General features: G+C 37.5%; 14 protein-coding genes. All 14 read right to left on the minus strand.

Translation table 11 applies throughout. From position 1 onward, the window contains the following. The 14 genes from BLR73_RS04470 to BLR73_RS04535 all read right to left on the minus strand — a co-directional run bounded on the left by BLR73_RS04470 (window position 1) and on the right by BLR73_RS04535 (window position 16,393). Window positions 1–1,041 (minus strand): acyltransferase family protein, encoded by a 1,041-nt coding sequence (locus tag BLR73_RS04470; protein WP_091859361.1) that lies wholly within the window; start codon window positions 1,039–1,041, stop codon window positions 1–3. 4 nt (window positions 1,042–1,045) lie between these two features. Continuing rightward, window positions 1,046–1,786, minus strand: a complete 741-nt coding sequence (locus BLR73_RS04475; protein ID WP_091859363.1) for a DUF1796 family putative cysteine peptidase — start codon at window positions 1,784–1,786, stop codon at window positions 1,046–1,048. Between the two features lie 4 nt (window positions 1,787–1,790). Then, window positions 1,791–2,948, minus strand: a complete 1,158-nt coding sequence (locus BLR73_RS04480; RefSeq protein ID WP_091859366.1) for a glycosyltransferase family 4 protein — start codon at window positions 2,946–2,948, stop codon at window positions 1,791–1,793. A gap of 4 nt (window positions 2,949–2,952) precedes the next feature. Next, window positions 2,953–3,921 (minus strand): acyltransferase family protein, encoded by a 969-nt coding sequence (locus tag BLR73_RS14715; RefSeq protein ID WP_091859369.1) that lies wholly within the window; start codon window positions 3,919–3,921, stop codon window positions 2,953–2,955. Next, complete coding sequence (locus BLR73_RS04490) at window positions 3,914–5,116, minus strand: O-antigen ligase family protein (RefSeq protein WP_091859372.1); 1,203 nt, start codon at window positions 5,114–5,116, stop codon at window positions 3,914–3,916. Before BLR73_RS04490 ends, BLR73_RS14715 begins: the two co-directional genes overlap by 8 nt. 17 nt (window positions 5,117–5,133) lie before the next feature. Then, complete coding sequence (locus BLR73_RS04495; RefSeq protein ID WP_091859375.1) at window positions 5,134–6,351, minus strand: glycosyltransferase family 4 protein; 1,218 nt, start codon at window positions 6,349–6,351, stop codon at window positions 5,134–5,136. Next, window positions 6,351–7,568 carry a glycosyltransferase family 4 protein gene (locus tag BLR73_RS04500; RefSeq protein WP_091859378.1) on the minus strand — a complete coding sequence of 406 codons (1,218 nt, stop codon included), beginning with the start codon at window positions 7,566–7,568 and terminating at the stop codon, window positions 6,351–6,353. Before BLR73_RS04500 ends, BLR73_RS04495 begins: the two co-directional genes overlap by 1 nt. 2 nt (window positions 7,569–7,570) lie before the next feature. Then, on the minus strand, window positions 7,571–8,836 hold the full coding sequence (locus tag BLR73_RS04505; RefSeq protein ID WP_091859381.1) for a glycosyltransferase: 1,266 nt from the start codon (window positions 8,834–8,836) through the stop codon (window positions 7,571–7,573). Beyond that, complete coding sequence (locus tag BLR73_RS04510) at window positions 8,824–9,801, minus strand: acyltransferase family protein (protein ID WP_091859384.1); 978 nt, start codon at window positions 9,799–9,801, stop codon at window positions 8,824–8,826. The genes BLR73_RS04505 and BLR73_RS04510 overlap by 13 nt, the downstream gene beginning before the upstream one ends. 1 nt (window position 9,802) lies before the next feature. Further along, on the minus strand, window positions 9,803–10,723 hold the full coding sequence (locus BLR73_RS04515; RefSeq protein WP_091859387.1) for an acyltransferase family protein: 921 nt from the start codon (window positions 10,721–10,723) through the stop codon (window positions 9,803–9,805). A 36-nt stretch (window positions 10,724–10,759) separates the two neighbouring features. Next, complete coding sequence (locus tag BLR73_RS04520; protein ID WP_091859390.1) at window positions 10,760–11,923, minus strand: glycosyltransferase; 1,164 nt, start codon at window positions 11,921–11,923, stop codon at window positions 10,760–10,762. After that, entirely contained in the window at window positions 11,920–13,440 is a 1,521-nt protein-coding gene (locus BLR73_RS04525; RefSeq protein WP_091859393.1) for a hypothetical protein, read from the minus strand. The genes BLR73_RS04520 and BLR73_RS04525 overlap by 4 nt, the downstream gene beginning before the upstream one ends. 5 nt (window positions 13,441–13,445) lie before the next feature. Continuing rightward, window positions 13,446–14,987, minus strand: a complete 1,542-nt coding sequence (locus BLR73_RS04530; RefSeq protein WP_143010879.1) for a lipopolysaccharide biosynthesis protein — start codon at window positions 14,985–14,987, stop codon at window positions 13,446–13,448. A 713-nt stretch (window positions 14,988–15,700) separates the two neighbouring features. Then, on the minus strand, window positions 15,701–16,393 hold the full coding sequence (locus BLR73_RS04535) for a transcription termination/antitermination NusG family protein (protein ID WP_091859398.1): 693 nt from the start codon (window positions 16,391–16,393) through the stop codon (window positions 15,701–15,703). Window positions 16,394–16,701: the final 308 nt, after the last annotated feature.

The raw sequence follows: 16,701 nt of genomic DNA on the forward strand, positions 1-16,701 counted from the left end.
TTATCTGCCTCCGACACAAACAGAATATGTTTTAGGTAATATTTTCTTAAATGTCATACCAATGAGAATAGCTATCATTATCATGAATATGGGGTTGAGTAGGTATAGTATTATCAGAGACATATCGCTACATCCCAACACTTGCAATGATAGTTTTTTGATTACATTAAAAGCCGGTTCATGGAATAAATATACGAAGAAAGTATATGATGTTGCAGAAGTGAACCAAGATGGAAATTTATAATCGACACTCAACACAAGTTCATACCCCCTCCATATTGAAATTATACCAAATAGACTCATCACCTGCTGATAATATGGATTCATTGAACTTACCGGGAATGGCAAGATATTAGCTGCTATAAAACACCCCATTAAATATATGCAAGCACAACACATAACTACAGGTTCGGAAATCCACGATTGCAGTTGCTCCAAACTATATTTTTGCGAAATTATTCCACCAAGCGCAAAATACGTGATACCACATCCGAGATACTGACCGAAAACAACAAGCAAGACCACATATGTTATCCATGATGTTCTTTTAATACTCCAGTACAGCAACGGACTAGTAAATACATAAATAGTTAGATCACGCAAGAACCAAAGATGAAAACCAGCAGGACTTATGAATAGAAACGATAGTGTATCAAAAGGATGCGAACACTGCAGGTTACCCATCATATCACTATTTACAAACTGAGACACCCCAGGCGTATAAGCCAATACCACATACCACCCGACGAAAAACAAATTCCAAATGATATAGGGTATGAGCAGTGTTTTGGTCCTCTTAATGATTTTGGGTAACAAATCCCTCGTCTGAACTATGCCTTTAAAGAATAGCAATCCGGAGATAAAGTAGAATAGAGGAACCGCAGCCAAACTCATACCAGAAGTACCAAGAAACAGTTGTACAGACATTGCTTTGGGATAATCAACTGATTCCGAAAAATTAGAATGTATAAGCAAAACGAATAGGATAGCTATAAAATTAAGCGCCTTAATCTTTTGGCTATTATACGATGATATTACCATGAGACTATGGTTCTATGCTTTGTAAATTATGATGATAAACGGGATTAGATGTAGAGAATCTGCTCTTAATCCTATCGATAAATCTCTTAATCAAAGATTTTTGGGGTTTGGCATTAAAAAAAAGCAGATTTTGATTTTTCTTTTCTACAGGATAGGGAATTTTATTCAAGTAATCAAGAATTTCCGGTTTTTTTTGTGTAAAATCGTACGCATGGTCAGCCCCTTCATCATTCTCTACATAGAAACTCTTTTGGCGGAAATTGATACCTGTTGGGGTAATGTATAGTATATCACTATCTTGGTTATATTTTCGAAAAAAATTTAGTACATACTCGTGGTTCTCATCAATCCAATCGGCATCCTCTTGATCATATAGATAATAGATAAATAGACAGGGTTCTATGATGTCCTTATAAAATTGTGAAACCCTTCTCCTGTATTTTTCAATAACTTTATCTAATTGTGACTCAAGAGTATCCGTTGCGTTAAAATCATGGACAAAATATATTTGGAACTCTTTCATCAGATATATGTTGGGAATCGCTCGCTGATATAGGTTATCTATTCTCATACCGGAAAATAGTGGCTCAAAATTCTCTTCAAGAAGCTTCATCTTTAGTTTAAGACTTCTGGACCCACACCAATCAAATGGACCACTATGGTCTCGATAGCCAAGGTGTTCCAATTCGTGAGCAACGGCACAAGCGTGTCCAAGACTGATTACATGCTGGTATTCTTTATCCATAATATTATGCTTTTGAGCAAGGACCTTCTACAACTGAGGTTTTATGTTCTACTTGAATATTTTCAATTAATTTTAACAAACTCTTGGCAGCGTTTGCCGGACTCCACAACTTTACCATTGACTCACGTCCTGCCTTAGCGATCTGCTTACGTACGTCTGGATTATCCAACAAGTATCTCACCTGTTCGTAGAGTGAATTCAAATCACATGAACGGTAAATCATACCGGTTTCTTTATGTTTTACCAAATACCGTGTGCTTCCAATAGCATCGCTTGCTACCAACACGCACCCGTTGGCCATAGATTCATTGGCGACTGCACCCCACCCTTCCAAGCGGTCAGAAGTGAACAGGAAGATATCTCCCTCCTGCATGGCTTTTAATATATCACTATTGGGGCGATTACCTTTCAGTGTAACAATATCTGCCACATCCAACTTGTCAATCAAAGCCAACAATTTCTTTCGTGGATATGTGTTCCGGCAAGGACTCGAAGGCTCATCACCATACATATCAATAGCAACATCATAGCCATCCTTCTTCAATCTATCCGCTAACTCAATGACCAGCTCCGGATGTTTCAACAAAAGGAAACGTGCACACCAAAGGATGTGTACTTTCCATTTTGTTGAAACATCCGCGTCGAATGCTTCAACAAATTTTTCTTCTACCTTGGTAAAATAGCCCCATTTGTAGTGGCAGCCTTTATAGCAGCCAAGCTTAACATCATCTTCTGCCGTAAAGGCACTACAACAGAGACGATAGAAAGGTTTTTTTCTCAACTTAAACTGATAGAGCAGCCACCATTTAATAAGCCTAGGAGAGAACACATTACGCCATCCTTTCTTTAACCATCGTTCTGAGACTTCAAAAGAAAGTTTATTTGTTTTAGACCTTTCATTTTCCCATTTAAGATTACCGGCACCAAAAACGCATACATCAGATTCTATATTAAGTCGATGGGCCTCACATAAACCATTTTCACTCTCTGTAGACAATATACAATATGGCCTGTTGCTATAATCCAATCCACCTTTCAATTCCTTTGGGTCTCTTGGGCAAGTGGCAACAAAATGAAAATCGTTACCAATCATCTCATACATGGCATCAGCAACAAGAACCTGATGATGATTTAGATAGTTAAAAAAAAATGTAATCGTCATACGCCTACTTTATCATAGATGTGCCAAACAACAATTGACTAATCTTAGTTTTATCCATTATGCATGCACACATATAACTTAATGCAATAACCAAAATACTCGCTATAATGCCATAGAGAATCCTTAAATTATCAAAACTAAAGAATCTATAAAGCACAGAGATAAATGGTGTAAAGAAAAACGACCAACAAACAACAGGCAATGTATTCTTACCTATCCAACATATGGATGTTTTAATTTTATCATCTTTTATCCTCTCATATACACAAATAAACAATATGAAATACAACATAGTATTGGCAATTGTGACAGGAATACAGAATTGGAAAGAGTTATCGTAAAACCCAATAATGATCAGCCCAATTATGCATGAAAGCATCAAAAGCCAAGATGGAATAAAAGATAATCGAAAAGTTCGCAGCAATTGTCCCAACAAAAAAAAGATAACACACCTCCACATAAATACCGTGGGAAGCAACAACGAGATACCATAAAATATACAAGCAGATAAGATAATCGTCGTTAATTTCTGTCTATTGCATAATATATTTAATATATATATTATTGGCATAGCGACAAGCAACGTATAAATATACCACAAAGTACCCACAGGAGCAGACACCAGTCTTCCTAAAATCAGAGCAAATGAAAGTTGTTCTTGCTCACCTCCAGTCATAGTGCCGTAGAACCAAAAGCTTATAATATACAGTAGATTAAAAAACAAATACACTCCTAACAACAAACGATAACTATGCCAAAATTTCCCCAACGGCTTTTCTGGATTAAACAAGAATCCACTAATCAATAAGAAGGTCATCATATGGAAACTATAAACATAATCTGAAAGTCTAAGATATTGGCAATTAAAATCTCCTAAATGGAATAAAACCATCAGGAATATCATAATAGCCCTAATAAAATCCAGAGAAGGAAGTCGATGACCATTATCGATGGAAAGACAAACACTATTCATTGTTGTAGTACTTTAAATCATAACAAGCTCCAACAGCACTCCATAAATAAACGCAAAGAAAACTGCCTCCAGAGAAAATATAACCCTCCGCAAAAAGGTGTACCATAAACACTACAAGGGTTGCGAGATAAAATGGTCTTCTTCTGGAGTTACTATGTACTGCATTAGAAGTGGCTTTATAAAAAAATGAGAATATAAATAAGGCACCTATTATACCCGTCATGGATAGTACAGACAACCATGAACTTCCCGGCTCAATAACACCAGTAAGTTCATTAAAACTCCAACTATCCTTTAATCCGACCGCAGGAATACCCACTCCAAAAATAGGGCTCTCCATAAATTCGCCAATTCGGTAACTCCATTTTCCTGCGCGAGTTGCAAATATTGTACTACTGGATGCCATTCCTGCTGCATTTTTTGCCTCAAATCCAGAAGTCCACATCTTCCATAGGGGATATGATACGGCCAAAAGAATAACAACGATGAGTACGCGTTTGAAGAAAACTGTTTTTTTGTCTGACTGATAATAGAATACCACAATCTGACCAGCAATCATAGCCAATAGTGCAGATCTGGAAGAGGCGAAGAACAATGATCCTATTGCCATAATATCCAGAACCCAGAAAATCTTTTTTTTTGTAGTCAAAGCAAGATGACTGAGATAGACAGAAGCCATAGCAGATAATGGAGCAAGGGTCATAGAATGCCAAGTAATACCACCAAAGGTACCACCAGTATTGTTGACATTAGTCGGTTCTATGGCTGGCATCATATTAATGCCTAAAAAGAAACAAAAGAACGAACTGACAGCTACAAATACGTTAATTACGCTGAATGCCATCATCACATTATGACGAATATCCCTAATCCTGGGTGACTTAATAAACGGAGAGAAACAAATCAAGACAATAGCGAACAAAGGCATACGTACCCAGCAATTAAACAGCTCTGGTGGTTGAGCCAATAGCAGTTCTATTGGCAGATATAACAAGAATGCCATATATCCACTTTCCACACCCCTTCCATTGAAAAAAGCATAAACGGCAAATAAGCACATAGTAGCGTATGCTACAGTGGCAGTCGGCCACAATTGAATACCAATTGCTGTCGCATACATGATAATCGCAAACACAAAGGGCATCCAACCTATATTATTTTTAATAAATGCCGTTAATTCCGATATTTTGAACATAATTTATTATAAGTCAGTTAATGTGCGTCATTAAGAGCGTATAAATACTCGCCTATAAGCACATCGATATTCCATTTTTTTTCATAAATCTGCATCTGAGGTTGCGCAATAAAGTCTTCTATATGCTTAGAAAGACTCTTGTGGTCGAATGGCGCAATCGTCCATATTTTCATTTGCTGGTCAGAGATATATTCAGAACATCCTTGGTTGATACAACACATGAAAGGCACGCCACAGGCAGCAGCCTCGGTAAAGACACAGCCAAATCCTTCGAAATACGATGGCAGGACAAATATATCTAAGGTATTATAGTACCTAACCAATTCACTGTGATGAACCTCTTTCTCGAAAATAAAGTATTTTTGGAGATTATGTTGGTTAATATATTCCTGACATGCCTGTTTTGTAATGCCTGAGCCTACAAAAGAAACGCGAAGATTGTCGTATCTCACATCCTTAACCAGCATCTCAACTGCCTTTATCAAGGTCATCTGATCCTTCCAATCAATAAAGTTCGCAACACAGCCAATCTTGAATATGGAAGAGTCTTTCAGACCGTCAATAGGATGGAAAGATGAGATATCTACACCATTATACAGAACGTAAGTATTCAGATTTTGAGGAGATGGGATGTCTTTTACGACATTTAATGCTCGTTTGTATGAATCATAACATTCTTCTGGATGTGGAATCGGAAAATGGGTAAGGTTATATTCAACTTTTTTACTGATACACAGATGTAGGTCAATATACTTAAACTGCGAAATCAACTTTTTTGCCCGATACGTGGCATTCGGCTTCCATAATGCCCATTTACCATTTCGAATCTGATATGGGTCTGGATCGTGATATTGTATGACAGTCTTGATATTTATGTTCGCTTTCTTTAGGGCAGTAGCATAGCATGCAAATGAGGCTGTATGAACATGTACGACGGCTATATCTTTTAATGGAATACCCAATATTTGTAATTGCTTTAACAGATTTCTTCCGTTAAGGCCTCCACCAAACCCATTGAAAATATATGACGGAGTAAAGAACGATGGTACATGGTGTACCGTAATACCTTCATACTCATAAGGCTGCTCCCTATGCCATAAGCTGCAAGGCTTGAAAACAACGACCCTATACTTTCCTGTACGTTCAATAGCCTTTACCTGATCAAGGACATAGGGGCCCCGAAACGAATCTGGAGTTGGGAAGAAAGGGGTTACAACAAGGTATATTGGTTTCATTAATTGTGCAGATATCGTTTTAAAATCTTTTTAAACCATAATGGAAGGATTCGTGCCAGGATATGAGGCTTAGTTATTTCTGGAACTACAAAATGATCCAAATCCTGTTTTGCTTCAGGTAAAATATAGTCAATCGACTCACATGCTTCATTAAAAGTTTTAATATATTTCTTTACCTGTATCTCTGTTGAGAACTCCCTTACTGCTTTGTTGTGTGCAGCTTTACCCATACTAATTCTTAGTGCCTTGTCCTTGGCTAATCGTTCTATACCATCAGCAAATTCAGACATTGAATTCTTTTCACATAGGATACCCTCAACATCAGGATTAAGCATCATATTTGTTACATCATGTATGTAAGAAACGACACAAGGCAAGCCTACAAGCATTGCTTCAATCAATGCCATTGGACACCCCTCATGATTTGAAGGCATAATCATGATGTCATATTGACGGAGTACTGCCGGTATTTCAGTTGGTTGTAATAAACCCTTATAGGCAATAACATCCTCCACATTGTATTTCTTGTTAAGGGCATAAAATTTCTTTTCATATCCCCAATGAAAATATCCGTAAAAATCCCATTGCAGATTGAGGCCTCTTTTTTTTAGGATACTTGCAATTTCGGGTATTTTGTCACATCCTTTTGTTACATCCTCAATACGTCCGAAGAATACTACCTTAAGAGGATCGTTGGAGAATGTATAATCCTTTTCTGGATAGTCTTCTGCATTAAGAGCATTAGTAATGAATGAAATCTTATGATGCATAGATGTAGGAAGGGTATTCTTGAGTTTCTTCTCAACCTCCCAGCTGATAGCAATGAACCTACTTACACGCTCTTTGTATGCGGTAGCAATCTTTAGTGATGATGGGGATATACTATGAACTGACACAACAATACGAATATCTTTACGAAGATAGGGATAAACACAAGCCCAGTTAAAAGAGCCAAAGTGAGAGAATATACTGTTTTCTGGAATACTATTCAGATATTCGACCATCCTTTTGATAATATTCTCTGTTCCAGGATCTTCTGGCTCATCACAGATGAAGACAGGATGAAACTCCTCTATATATCCAGGAACATCTATGTGCTTCCATGCATGAACAGGTTGTACCTCTACGCCAACCTTCTTTAGGGATCTCATCAATGCCATTGCTTCCGATCCCATTCCATCCTGTCGGATGTCATTAAATCCAAAATATACCTTCATAACTATCTAATCTTTCGTTTTATGTTTTTTAATGGGTTAATTATCGCATTAGTAAAAATATCTATCATTGCCTTTACGGAATGACCTGTTGCTCTTTCGATATTATCGAAGAATTCTATTTTCCAAACATTTTGCTGACAATGATTCATCCACGCACTATATATTTCACGAACAATGATGTCATTTGCACTTATAACATCTGTTTGACAACTTTCCCCTCGCTGCAAGTTATCAAAAATCATCTGCCAACGAGCCACAACCTCGTCATCATTGAAATCAGATAAAGTTTCATAAGCATCTTCTCCCATCTGTTTAATTCTCTCAGGATTATGAAACAGTTCAATAATGCTCTTTGCCATTCCCTTAATGTCACTTTGCTCATGTATAATGACCCCTTTGCCGTCTTCTACCAATTCAATGAATGGAACATCATACATGACTGTAGGGATACGATAACTTTTTGCTTCTGCAACAACAAGACAAAATGACTCTGTAACGGAAGTCAGTAGATGTATAGAAGCACGTTCATAGTACTTTCCTATCTCGTTAGTAGGTGGAATGATTTCAATATTCTTTTCAATGTCTAGTTTTTTTATGTCTTTATAAAAAGCCCCCTTTTCAACCCCTACCATCAGTAGTTTAACATCAGGTACTTGCTTTGCTATTTCAGCGACAATCTCTAATGCTTCTACCGGTTTTTTTTGGGGGGCCCCTCTACCAACCCAAATCAAGGTGTGTGAGGTATAATCCTTCGTCGAATTACTATGATCATAGTAAGTAAACGGATTCCGAACAGGGAACGCATTGCATCCGAGAGCTCGCCACCATATTGCATCAAGTTTATTCACTGTTGCAACAGCATCGCACTCTTTCCCTATTTTTAGAACGTTTGCATAACTCTCCCAAGCCTCGTTAAAAAGGATAGGACTGGGAAAAGAGAAATGTATAGTGTTGATTACCTTTGCACCAGCGTCATGTATAAACTTAATATCTTTCAAATCGGGGGCTCCAAAGCCTCCATTTGTTATTACGAACTGCACATTGTGCTCTTGAATCGTTTTGATCCATGTGTTTTGCCGCTTTACGATGTCAGATGGCAGCAAAATACATTCCACATTTATTCTATTTCTATAAAAATGTGGTTCTACGTCTGTATAGAGAACACATGAATATTTTTTCTCCTCAAAAATGCGACACAGTTCAACAACAACGCGCTCTATTCCTCCTGAATGTTCCAACGAGGGATAATACAAAGCTACAGATTCCATCTATCTAAAATTAATATATTTAATTTATGGAAATACCATGCAATTATATATGAACACACCATTAATAGCATCATTGCCCAAAGACTACTACCTATTATGGTGTAAAATGGATAATGTACTAAATAAAGTTCATATGCTATAACCCCTGTAAAATACAGAAACTTATTATTATGAAAATGATCATTCATGCATAAAACAAGTATTATTCCTATAGAACAAAATGTTGAAATACACAAGTCTATATAAGGCAGCAAACTTGCTAATGAGCCATTTCTTACAATATCGCACTGTTTAATTGCAAGTAACATTATAGACAAAATAATTAAAAAGCCACCCGTTTTTGACAACGCCCCTGGCTTTGAATCACTAATAGTTTCTATTTTATACTTATATTCAGAAAGCAACACACCAATAGTAAAAGCAAAAGCTTGATTTGAGTTAACAAAGAAAAAACATGGAATGCCCAAAAAGAGTAACATCATCCATCGCCATTCATTTTTAAACATCTTTGATACTATCCAAAATGCGATATAGCAATATATGATAAATGCTATAAACCAATAGTATGGATAAATGAGTATGACGTTTCCAAGAAACCACATAAGAGAACGTTCTAAAAACAATGTAACTAAGGCTATTGCTATAACGAATGGTATCATTACACGAAGGAGACGCCTGCTCCAAAAATTCTTTAATCCATGATGTTTGTAACTTTCATTCAAGCCATAGCCAGAAAGCAGTAAGAACATGGAAACCCCGATACTACCGAAAGGAGTATAATATACCCCACAATAAGATGTGCAATGGCTTAACATTATCATGATAATAGCCACACCCTTCATACTGGTTGTGTATTTCCGATCTAAAAGGGCATTCAAGGAAATGCCCCCCCCAGGCAGTTCGCAATAACATGTTACTACAAAAGGAACAACGACAAAAATTGTCAACAATATGATATTCAACATACTATTTTTTTATTCCGACCATCCAAGGTAAATACGTAGTAATAACATAAATCAACGGGAACTCCAATGCCACAATAATACAAAACACCAGATAAGGATTCCAATCAAGATTCTTGAATATGTACATGTATATTAGAAAATGTGTAAGATAAAACACTATAGAGTTTTTTCCCACATAGGCAAGAAGGGTCGCGATAAGCGGCACCTTTTCTAGTATACGACAGAGTACAAGCCCCAAAAGAATACACATTAATGTATAGGGGAATCCATATACAAGCCAAGGGATATGACTTAGACAACCACTCTCCCAATCCACACAATGAACAAACAAAAGATATGCCGCCCCAAGTAAATAACAGGTTACACTTTGCACATTATTGGATATTGAAAATTCCAACACCTTTTTCCCATAGACATACCCAATTACATAGTAAATACCGAACATAAACAACTCCACAACTGGAATAATCGGTACCACTACATCTGGATATTTAACTTTCCAAAGATACCCAATAGGATATAGTATAGTTGCCAATGCGAGGTACCACCATTTAGGATGATACTTTTCAAAAGGATAGTTCAACGTCCTTAGACAAAACAAAGCAATTAAAAACCATGTGATACTACCGTTTCTGCATGCCTGCAACACCTCAATAACATTCCATGACCATAAATTGTCCCCTCTCATAGTCATAAGAATCGCGGCTATTGCCATAAAGCATACAGTTGGAACTAACAACCGATAGCTATCATTCTTTATTTGTTCTCTAAACGAACTCTTAACTCGAAAGAATGTACCAGACAGGAAGAAGAATATCGGCATCTGAACCGATGGATATATCAGTTCTGGCATATTCATGTGCATCCACAGGACCCAGATGATTGTGAAACCTTTCAGTATGTCAATATATTGTTGTCGCATAAAAAAATTATTTATTGAAGATAATCTTTGTAGTTATTATTTGCACAACTGTTTAATGAGTATCTCCCACTCATCAATTATCTTATCTAAATCAAATCTCTTTGTAGAAGCCAATGCTTTATCTGCCATTTGCTGTCTCAAATCCTCATCATCCATCAACCTTGACAACTTTTCTGCATACGACTGCTTATCAAATGGTGGGATAATATAGCCTGTTTCACCATCCGCGATTAGATTCTTAGCTGCTGAATAGGTGTCATATACTATAGGCACACACTTGCATTGCATTGCTTCGATAATCACCATGGGAGTACCTTCATACAAAGATGTCATGCACAGTATGCGCGCACGCTGATAATATGGCTGTGGAGTCACATTGCCTTTAAACTTTACCCCCTTTATGTTGTTTTGCACTGCATATTGCATAAGCGCTCCCTTAAATTCACCATCGCCACAAATCTCAAGGGTCCAATCCTTATGATTAGCATATACTTGCTTCCATATATCCAATAAAAAATCAATCCTTTTTTGCGAATAATCTAGCCTACCTATAGAAAGCACCACTTTTTCTTTCTGTAATGGAGATTCCGAAGGGATAAATGTGTTAGGATTATATATAGATATTATCTTTGAATAGTCACTTAGGTTAGCTAAATCTGCAAATTCCTTTATATAGGATGGACTCAAAACGACAACCTTATCTGAATATTCATACATGTATTTATACCTTTTTCCTGTGTTCTTAAGGAGTTTTGCCTTTTGATAAGGAGAACGAAGCCACTTGAGAATATTTATCACGCTGGTTTTGGGTTTGCTAATGACTACTGGTAGATATAGAGATTTGTAATAATATCTAAATGATAATGTAGGACAGAAATGCAGTTCTGTAATGATCTTTACATTATGCAGATGCTCCTTGCTAAACAAACGTACCTCTTCACAATTACCTGCCTCATTAATAATTATATCTATTTTATATTCAAGAATAAATTGCCGGAGATAGGAGATGTTATTTTTCGTAACACCTAATTCAGGAAGAAAGAAACATGGTATATCATATTCACCGGGAACCCTATCGTTGGACATATAGTATATGTTATGTCCACGAGCTTTAAGCCCGTGGGCGACATTGTCAGCAACGCGCTCTGTCCCACCACATTGAGGATTTATTTGATTAACAAAATAGAATAAGATATTCATTTGCACAGAAGATGTTTGATAGACCTCAGAAAATCATAAAGATTAAGTCTTTGGGAAATCATAATTACATTATTTCTCAGTTTTTCATTAAAAACACGTTTTTTACGCTTCAATAATAATTGCTTTCGCGAGATGAATTTTGCAAACTTATTATGATTACTGAGTAGGCTTTGAATAAGTTTAATATCATCTGTATCTTTGGATAAATGCATTACTTTATAACGATTCTGTTTGAGGAGTAGAATGTTTTGGAGTGTAACAAACTTAATTTCGTTATACACAAAATAATTACACGGGTCATTGATTAAGTCTTTTAAGGGTATGGAACATAATCCGCTGGGGGAATCATAATGCTCTTCGATTTCATCATCGGAAGGATATCGTAATTCTGGCGAAGCATGGAGGCAATAATAGTCAAGATCAAGAGTAGGTCTCAAGCCATAAATACTAAGCACCATTCCATTAACGATGATAAACTCATCCTTATCAAAACCTCCATGAGAAATTATGTCTTTAAAACGAGTAAAGAGTTTGTATGAGTCTTTATAGCGTGTTACGTCTGCATTCAAAAGATGGTGACGAGAATTTGGATTGAGTAATGCATTCATGGCCATTTTGGTCTCTCGGATATTGTCAGTACTATGAATGGAAGCCAGTCCAATACCAAACATATCGCGTACTTTACCTTTGATAGCTAATACCTCTTCACAACTATTTGCCTGAACAAGTACAATGCGAACTAGACCATTGTCTGCCCACACCTCATCAGCCTTGCCTGTAATGTTGGCATAGCCATCATCAATAGATCCTACCCAATCCATGTGACCATAAAGCTGAATCATAAGATTCTTAATTGCTTCGAAGGTCAGTTTATATTCGACTTGATATAAAATTGAAGTTTCATTAGCTATAAGCGAGATTGCCTTCTGCAATTTATCTGCACTTTTATGTGCCTTAGGCCAAAGGAATAAAGCAAAAATGTTATCATGCCATTTGAGAGACTCAATGGCCATCGTATCGGCAATGTCGGAAGGAAGGAACTCATGATGTAAGTATACATAGTCACATGGGAGCACCTCGCGTTCTAAAAAGCGTAAAACCTTTATCTTTTTATTGAAGTAAGCAGCACAAGAAATACGATGTGCCCCATCAATAGGTTCACCTTTTTTATCTACAGGGATGAGTGTCTTATCGTAGTCATAATTGTCATTTTGAAAATCAGTAATAAGATTGTCGAGTACTTTTATAAAGTCATCAAATGAGGATTTTTCATCATTTCCTATCTCAGAGAATCGGAAACCTGTCATGGCTCGAGTGCGCTCTTTATATACCTCTTTTGCGTATGATAAGTCTGTAACTCCCTTAACCTTTTGGTCGATGTAAAAGAGGATGCCATACAAGTCAAAGCGATAAGGTCCTAAAAGAGAACGTGCATCTATGACCTCTTCAATACAATTATCCTCAAGTGAATAATTGAAATAACACTTATCGAGTTTGTTAAATTGTTCTTGCGTCATATAATTTATTTCTGTATGTATTTGCAAACTTGCTGAATGATAACGTTACGTTCAGACGAAGTGAATCCTATTGTAAATATAGTCATACCAGTTAAAACAGCAATACAGATTGATTCTATAATCAGACGTACGATTGATTCACTATACGGAGCAAATTCCTTGTAAACAATTAATGGTAGAATCGTAATAGTACAAACTGCCATGACTGGCATAATTACATTTTTTACGAATGAGATTATAGACATGTCAATCTCTTTGTGTATAAACCATACCCGATAACCCATAAGAAGAGCAGCTACGATACATGGCATTAAGTATATCATGTAAGGCTCTATATCTAAATAGCATATGGTAAGTGCTGAGATAACACTAAGGATGCGAAAAAGTGATACTATAACCTGATAAGTCTTAATTTTACCTATGGCAAAAATCGTCGTATATAAGGGTGAGGAGATACACTCAAATAGTTGGACTACAATACCAAGAATACAGATAGAAACGGTATAGTTTGGTACTTGTCCTAGCCATAGATATAGAAATTGATAGAGATTTGACATAATGGGAAGTGAAAGGACGAACATGATGAAGAAAGAAAATTTGGCTGAACGACATATCAGACTGAATTGTCGCTGTCTATCGCCAGAAGATTCTGACATAACCAACTGAGGGTTTAGAGCTTGCTGGAAACCACTTACGAACTGATTGATAACTGCTCTTACTTGTCCTGCAATGCCTACAGCAGCATTTAACACGACACCAAAGAAGATATTGACAATCATATTGAGACCCTGAGTCTCGAGCATGCCAGCAACACTGCCAAATAGAGTCCATCCAGAGAAGGATAGAAGATATTTATAGAGGCTTTTATCCAAGATGGCAACAATCTTTAACCCTGGTAGTTTTTTATGGGCATAAAATAGTTGTATTACAAATCCAACAATAACTACAAATAGAATGAATGCGGCATAAGTGATAAGTTTATCAAACGTAACGACCAACAATATGTATGCCATCAATAGTTTTGACACAGCATCAAATATACTCATGTAGGCATAAAATGACATTCGTTCATAAGCAATAACGGATGCATCATACGGTGTTTTTATAATACCTATAAAGCAATTAACAAGCGCAATCTGATAGATCACATTGGCAGCAAACATTCTTTCTGTTGGTATATTGAGTTGGGTATTAAGAAACCAAAGCCCAACTAACTCACCCAATAATACAACCAGTGCGCCAAGTACAACATGGATTTTAAGACATGCACTAAATATCTCCGAAATTCTACCATCTTTTTTACCCAATTCATAGGATATGTGTCGTTGAGTTCCTGTTGCCATTGCATTATTTATAAATGTAAACAACACAACAACACCTGCAACAACATTGTAAATGCCATAATCTTCAACGCCAAGCGTATTGAGGACAACACGCGACGTATAAAGGCTAATGATCATAGTAACAAGCATGCGTATATAAAGAAGAATCGTATTCTTCGCTATTCGCTTGTTATTTGATGATGTATTAAATATTTGTTCTGACATTGAAGTTGTTTACTTTTATCATGCTCCGATTAATATTACCGTAGTAAGCATCCAATCCCTTTTTCCCCACATGCCTTGGACCCAGCATGTGTTGGGTGGCTGAGCATTATAAAGAAATTGAGGGAGCTTTGAGGGGGCTTATTTTTAAATAAATATTTAGAATGACGTATCCGTTAAGAATTACTAAACATGTCCCCACGGGGACAGATATTTTGTTGGTTCATTACTTATTCGTACCTTTGCGAGGTTAAAATGAATAGTAACAATTAATCACAAAATTAATAACCAAAAGATATGACAAATTCAAATTCCATCAAGACAACTTTACTCCATGCCGGCAAAACAACCACGGCATCGGACACTTATAAGCAATATCCTCATCCCTTCTTAACCCCCTCTCTATATAGTCCCCACCCTCTCTCTATAGAGAGGTGGGGCTATAGTAAGAGGGGTGTAAGGGATAGGGATATTTTTCCTTATTAGTTTTCACCGAAAATCAAGTTGATTTCTACTCATAAACAAGTTAATTTTGACTCAAAATCAATTTGTTTTTTCCTCGAAATTGAGAGGCCTCCCCCAAGATTGGAGTACCCCTTAACAGGGGTACGTAAATCTTTAGGGGGAAGGAGGCCTCGAAGTGCGGTGAATTAATTCAAAAGGGGCAATGAATTAATTCATTAAGGGTTTTGAATTAATTGACGGTATTTTTGGGGTTATATTTTCTGGAGGAACGGGGTTGGGATGTAGGCGGTGGCGCAGAGGCAATTGAGGGCGGTAAGAGCGACAAGCACTCGCTGCTGACCACGAGCCCTGATGACTCGACCACGAACACCTTTGAACTGACCACAGATAACCTCGACCTCATCGTCGGTTTTGTAATGGAAGTCGCCTCCCTGGAGCATCAGCAGATTCTCGTCGTTCGAGCAGGTGGCACGAATAAAGTTGAGCATCTCGTGCTCTGGGATAGTAAGCGGCGGGTTGCGCCAGTTCTCACTCTGAACAAAATGATTGTAGTAGAAGCTGAGGAACTCAGACAACTGCGGCGCAGGCGAAGGCTCATCTGGATCGTTATTACGAACGAAAATCATAGCCTGCCTGGGGGTGAGATAGGCGAACACGATATTGGCGATGAGGCATTGCAACACCTTTTTGGGGCGCCCCTTAACCTCGATATAGGCATAACGTTTGGGAACGTAGGCATAGACATGGCTCTGGATGAGTAGCTGTTCGGCTAATATCTCACGACCATAGGAGGCACGGAGAACATACCAACGCTTATCAGGGGCTGGAGCGTATTCTACCGACACCCCTTTTTGTGCATCTACAGCTTCGGGGATGGCCATGGGGGTAAGTCCACAGCGGGTTATTGGTGATGTAGCCTTGTTAGCATTAGTCAATGCATCCATATCGGCCTACTGTTTTTAGGCGCGCCAAAGTCTTGGCGGCAAGGCATAAAAAAAGCGTGGAACCGTCGCTGCCCGTTCCACCCTTCGAGGCTCTGGAATTGCCCATTGGAATTGAACAGACAACGTCAGAGCCCACGCCGATATGAATACAATGCGCCCTACCCCACATACGAAGATAGGGGACGCGTATAAACACATCCCGAGAGCATCTACCGTTGCTAAGTTCAAGATTCCAATTTTGAATTTTCCAGATTCCGAAGAGTCTTAAACGTAGCGCTTGTAAACGCCTTTAATATGTATGAAAACTC

The organism is Prevotella sp. khp1 (genome assembly GCF_900102205.1).
Taxonomy (GTDB): Bacteria; Bacteroidota; Bacteroidia; order Bacteroidales; family Bacteroidaceae; genus Prevotella; species Prevotella ruminicola.

Coding starts and splice junctions, on each gene's coding strand:
- BLR73_RS04510 (WP_091859384.1), bottom strand. CDS start 9,801: ATGTTGAATATCATATTGTTGACAATTTTTGTCGTTGTTCCTTTTGTA.
- BLR73_RS04500 (WP_091859378.1), bottom strand. CDS start 7,568: ATGAAGGTATATTTTGGATTTAATGACATCCGACAGGATGGAATGGGA.
- BLR73_RS04495 (WP_091859375.1), bottom strand. CDS start 6,351: ATGAAACCAATATACCTTGTTGTAACCCCTTTCTTCCCAACTCCAGAT.
- BLR73_RS04505 (WP_091859381.1), bottom strand. CDS start 8,836: ATGGAATCTGTAGCTTTGTATTATCCCTCGTTGGAACATTCAGGAGGA.
- BLR73_RS14715 (WP_091859369.1), bottom strand. CDS start 3,921: ATGAATAGTGTTTGTCTTTCCATCGATAATGGTCATCGACTTCCTTCT.
- BLR73_RS04490 (WP_091859372.1), bottom strand. CDS start 5,116: ATGTTCAAAATATCGGAATTAACGGCATTTATTAAAAATAATATAGGT.
- BLR73_RS04530 (WP_143010879.1), bottom strand. CDS start 14,987: ATGTCAGAACAAATATTTAATACATCATCAAATAACAAGCGAATAGCG.
- BLR73_RS04470 (WP_091859361.1), bottom strand. CDS start 1,041: ATGGTAATATCATCGTATAATAGCCAAAAGATTAAGGCGCTTAATTTT.
- BLR73_RS04535 (WP_091859398.1), bottom strand. CDS start 16,393: ATGGATGCATTGACTAATGCTAACAAGGCTACATCACCAATAACCCGC.
- BLR73_RS04515 (WP_091859387.1), bottom strand. CDS start 10,723: ATGCGACAACAATATATTGACATACTGAAAGGTTTCACAATCATCTGG.
- BLR73_RS04520 (WP_091859390.1), bottom strand. CDS start 11,923: ATGAATATCTTATTCTATTTTGTTAATCAAATAAATCCTCAATGTGGT.
- BLR73_RS04480 (WP_091859366.1), bottom strand. CDS start 2,948: ATGACGATTACATTTTTTTTTAACTATCTAAATCATCATCAGGTTCTT.
- BLR73_RS04475 (WP_091859363.1), bottom strand. CDS start 1,786: ATGGATAAAGAATACCAGCATGTAATCAGTCTTGGACACGCTTGTGCC.
- BLR73_RS04525 (WP_091859393.1), bottom strand. CDS start 13,440: ATGACGCAAGAACAATTTAACAAACTCGATAAGTGTTATTTCAATTAT.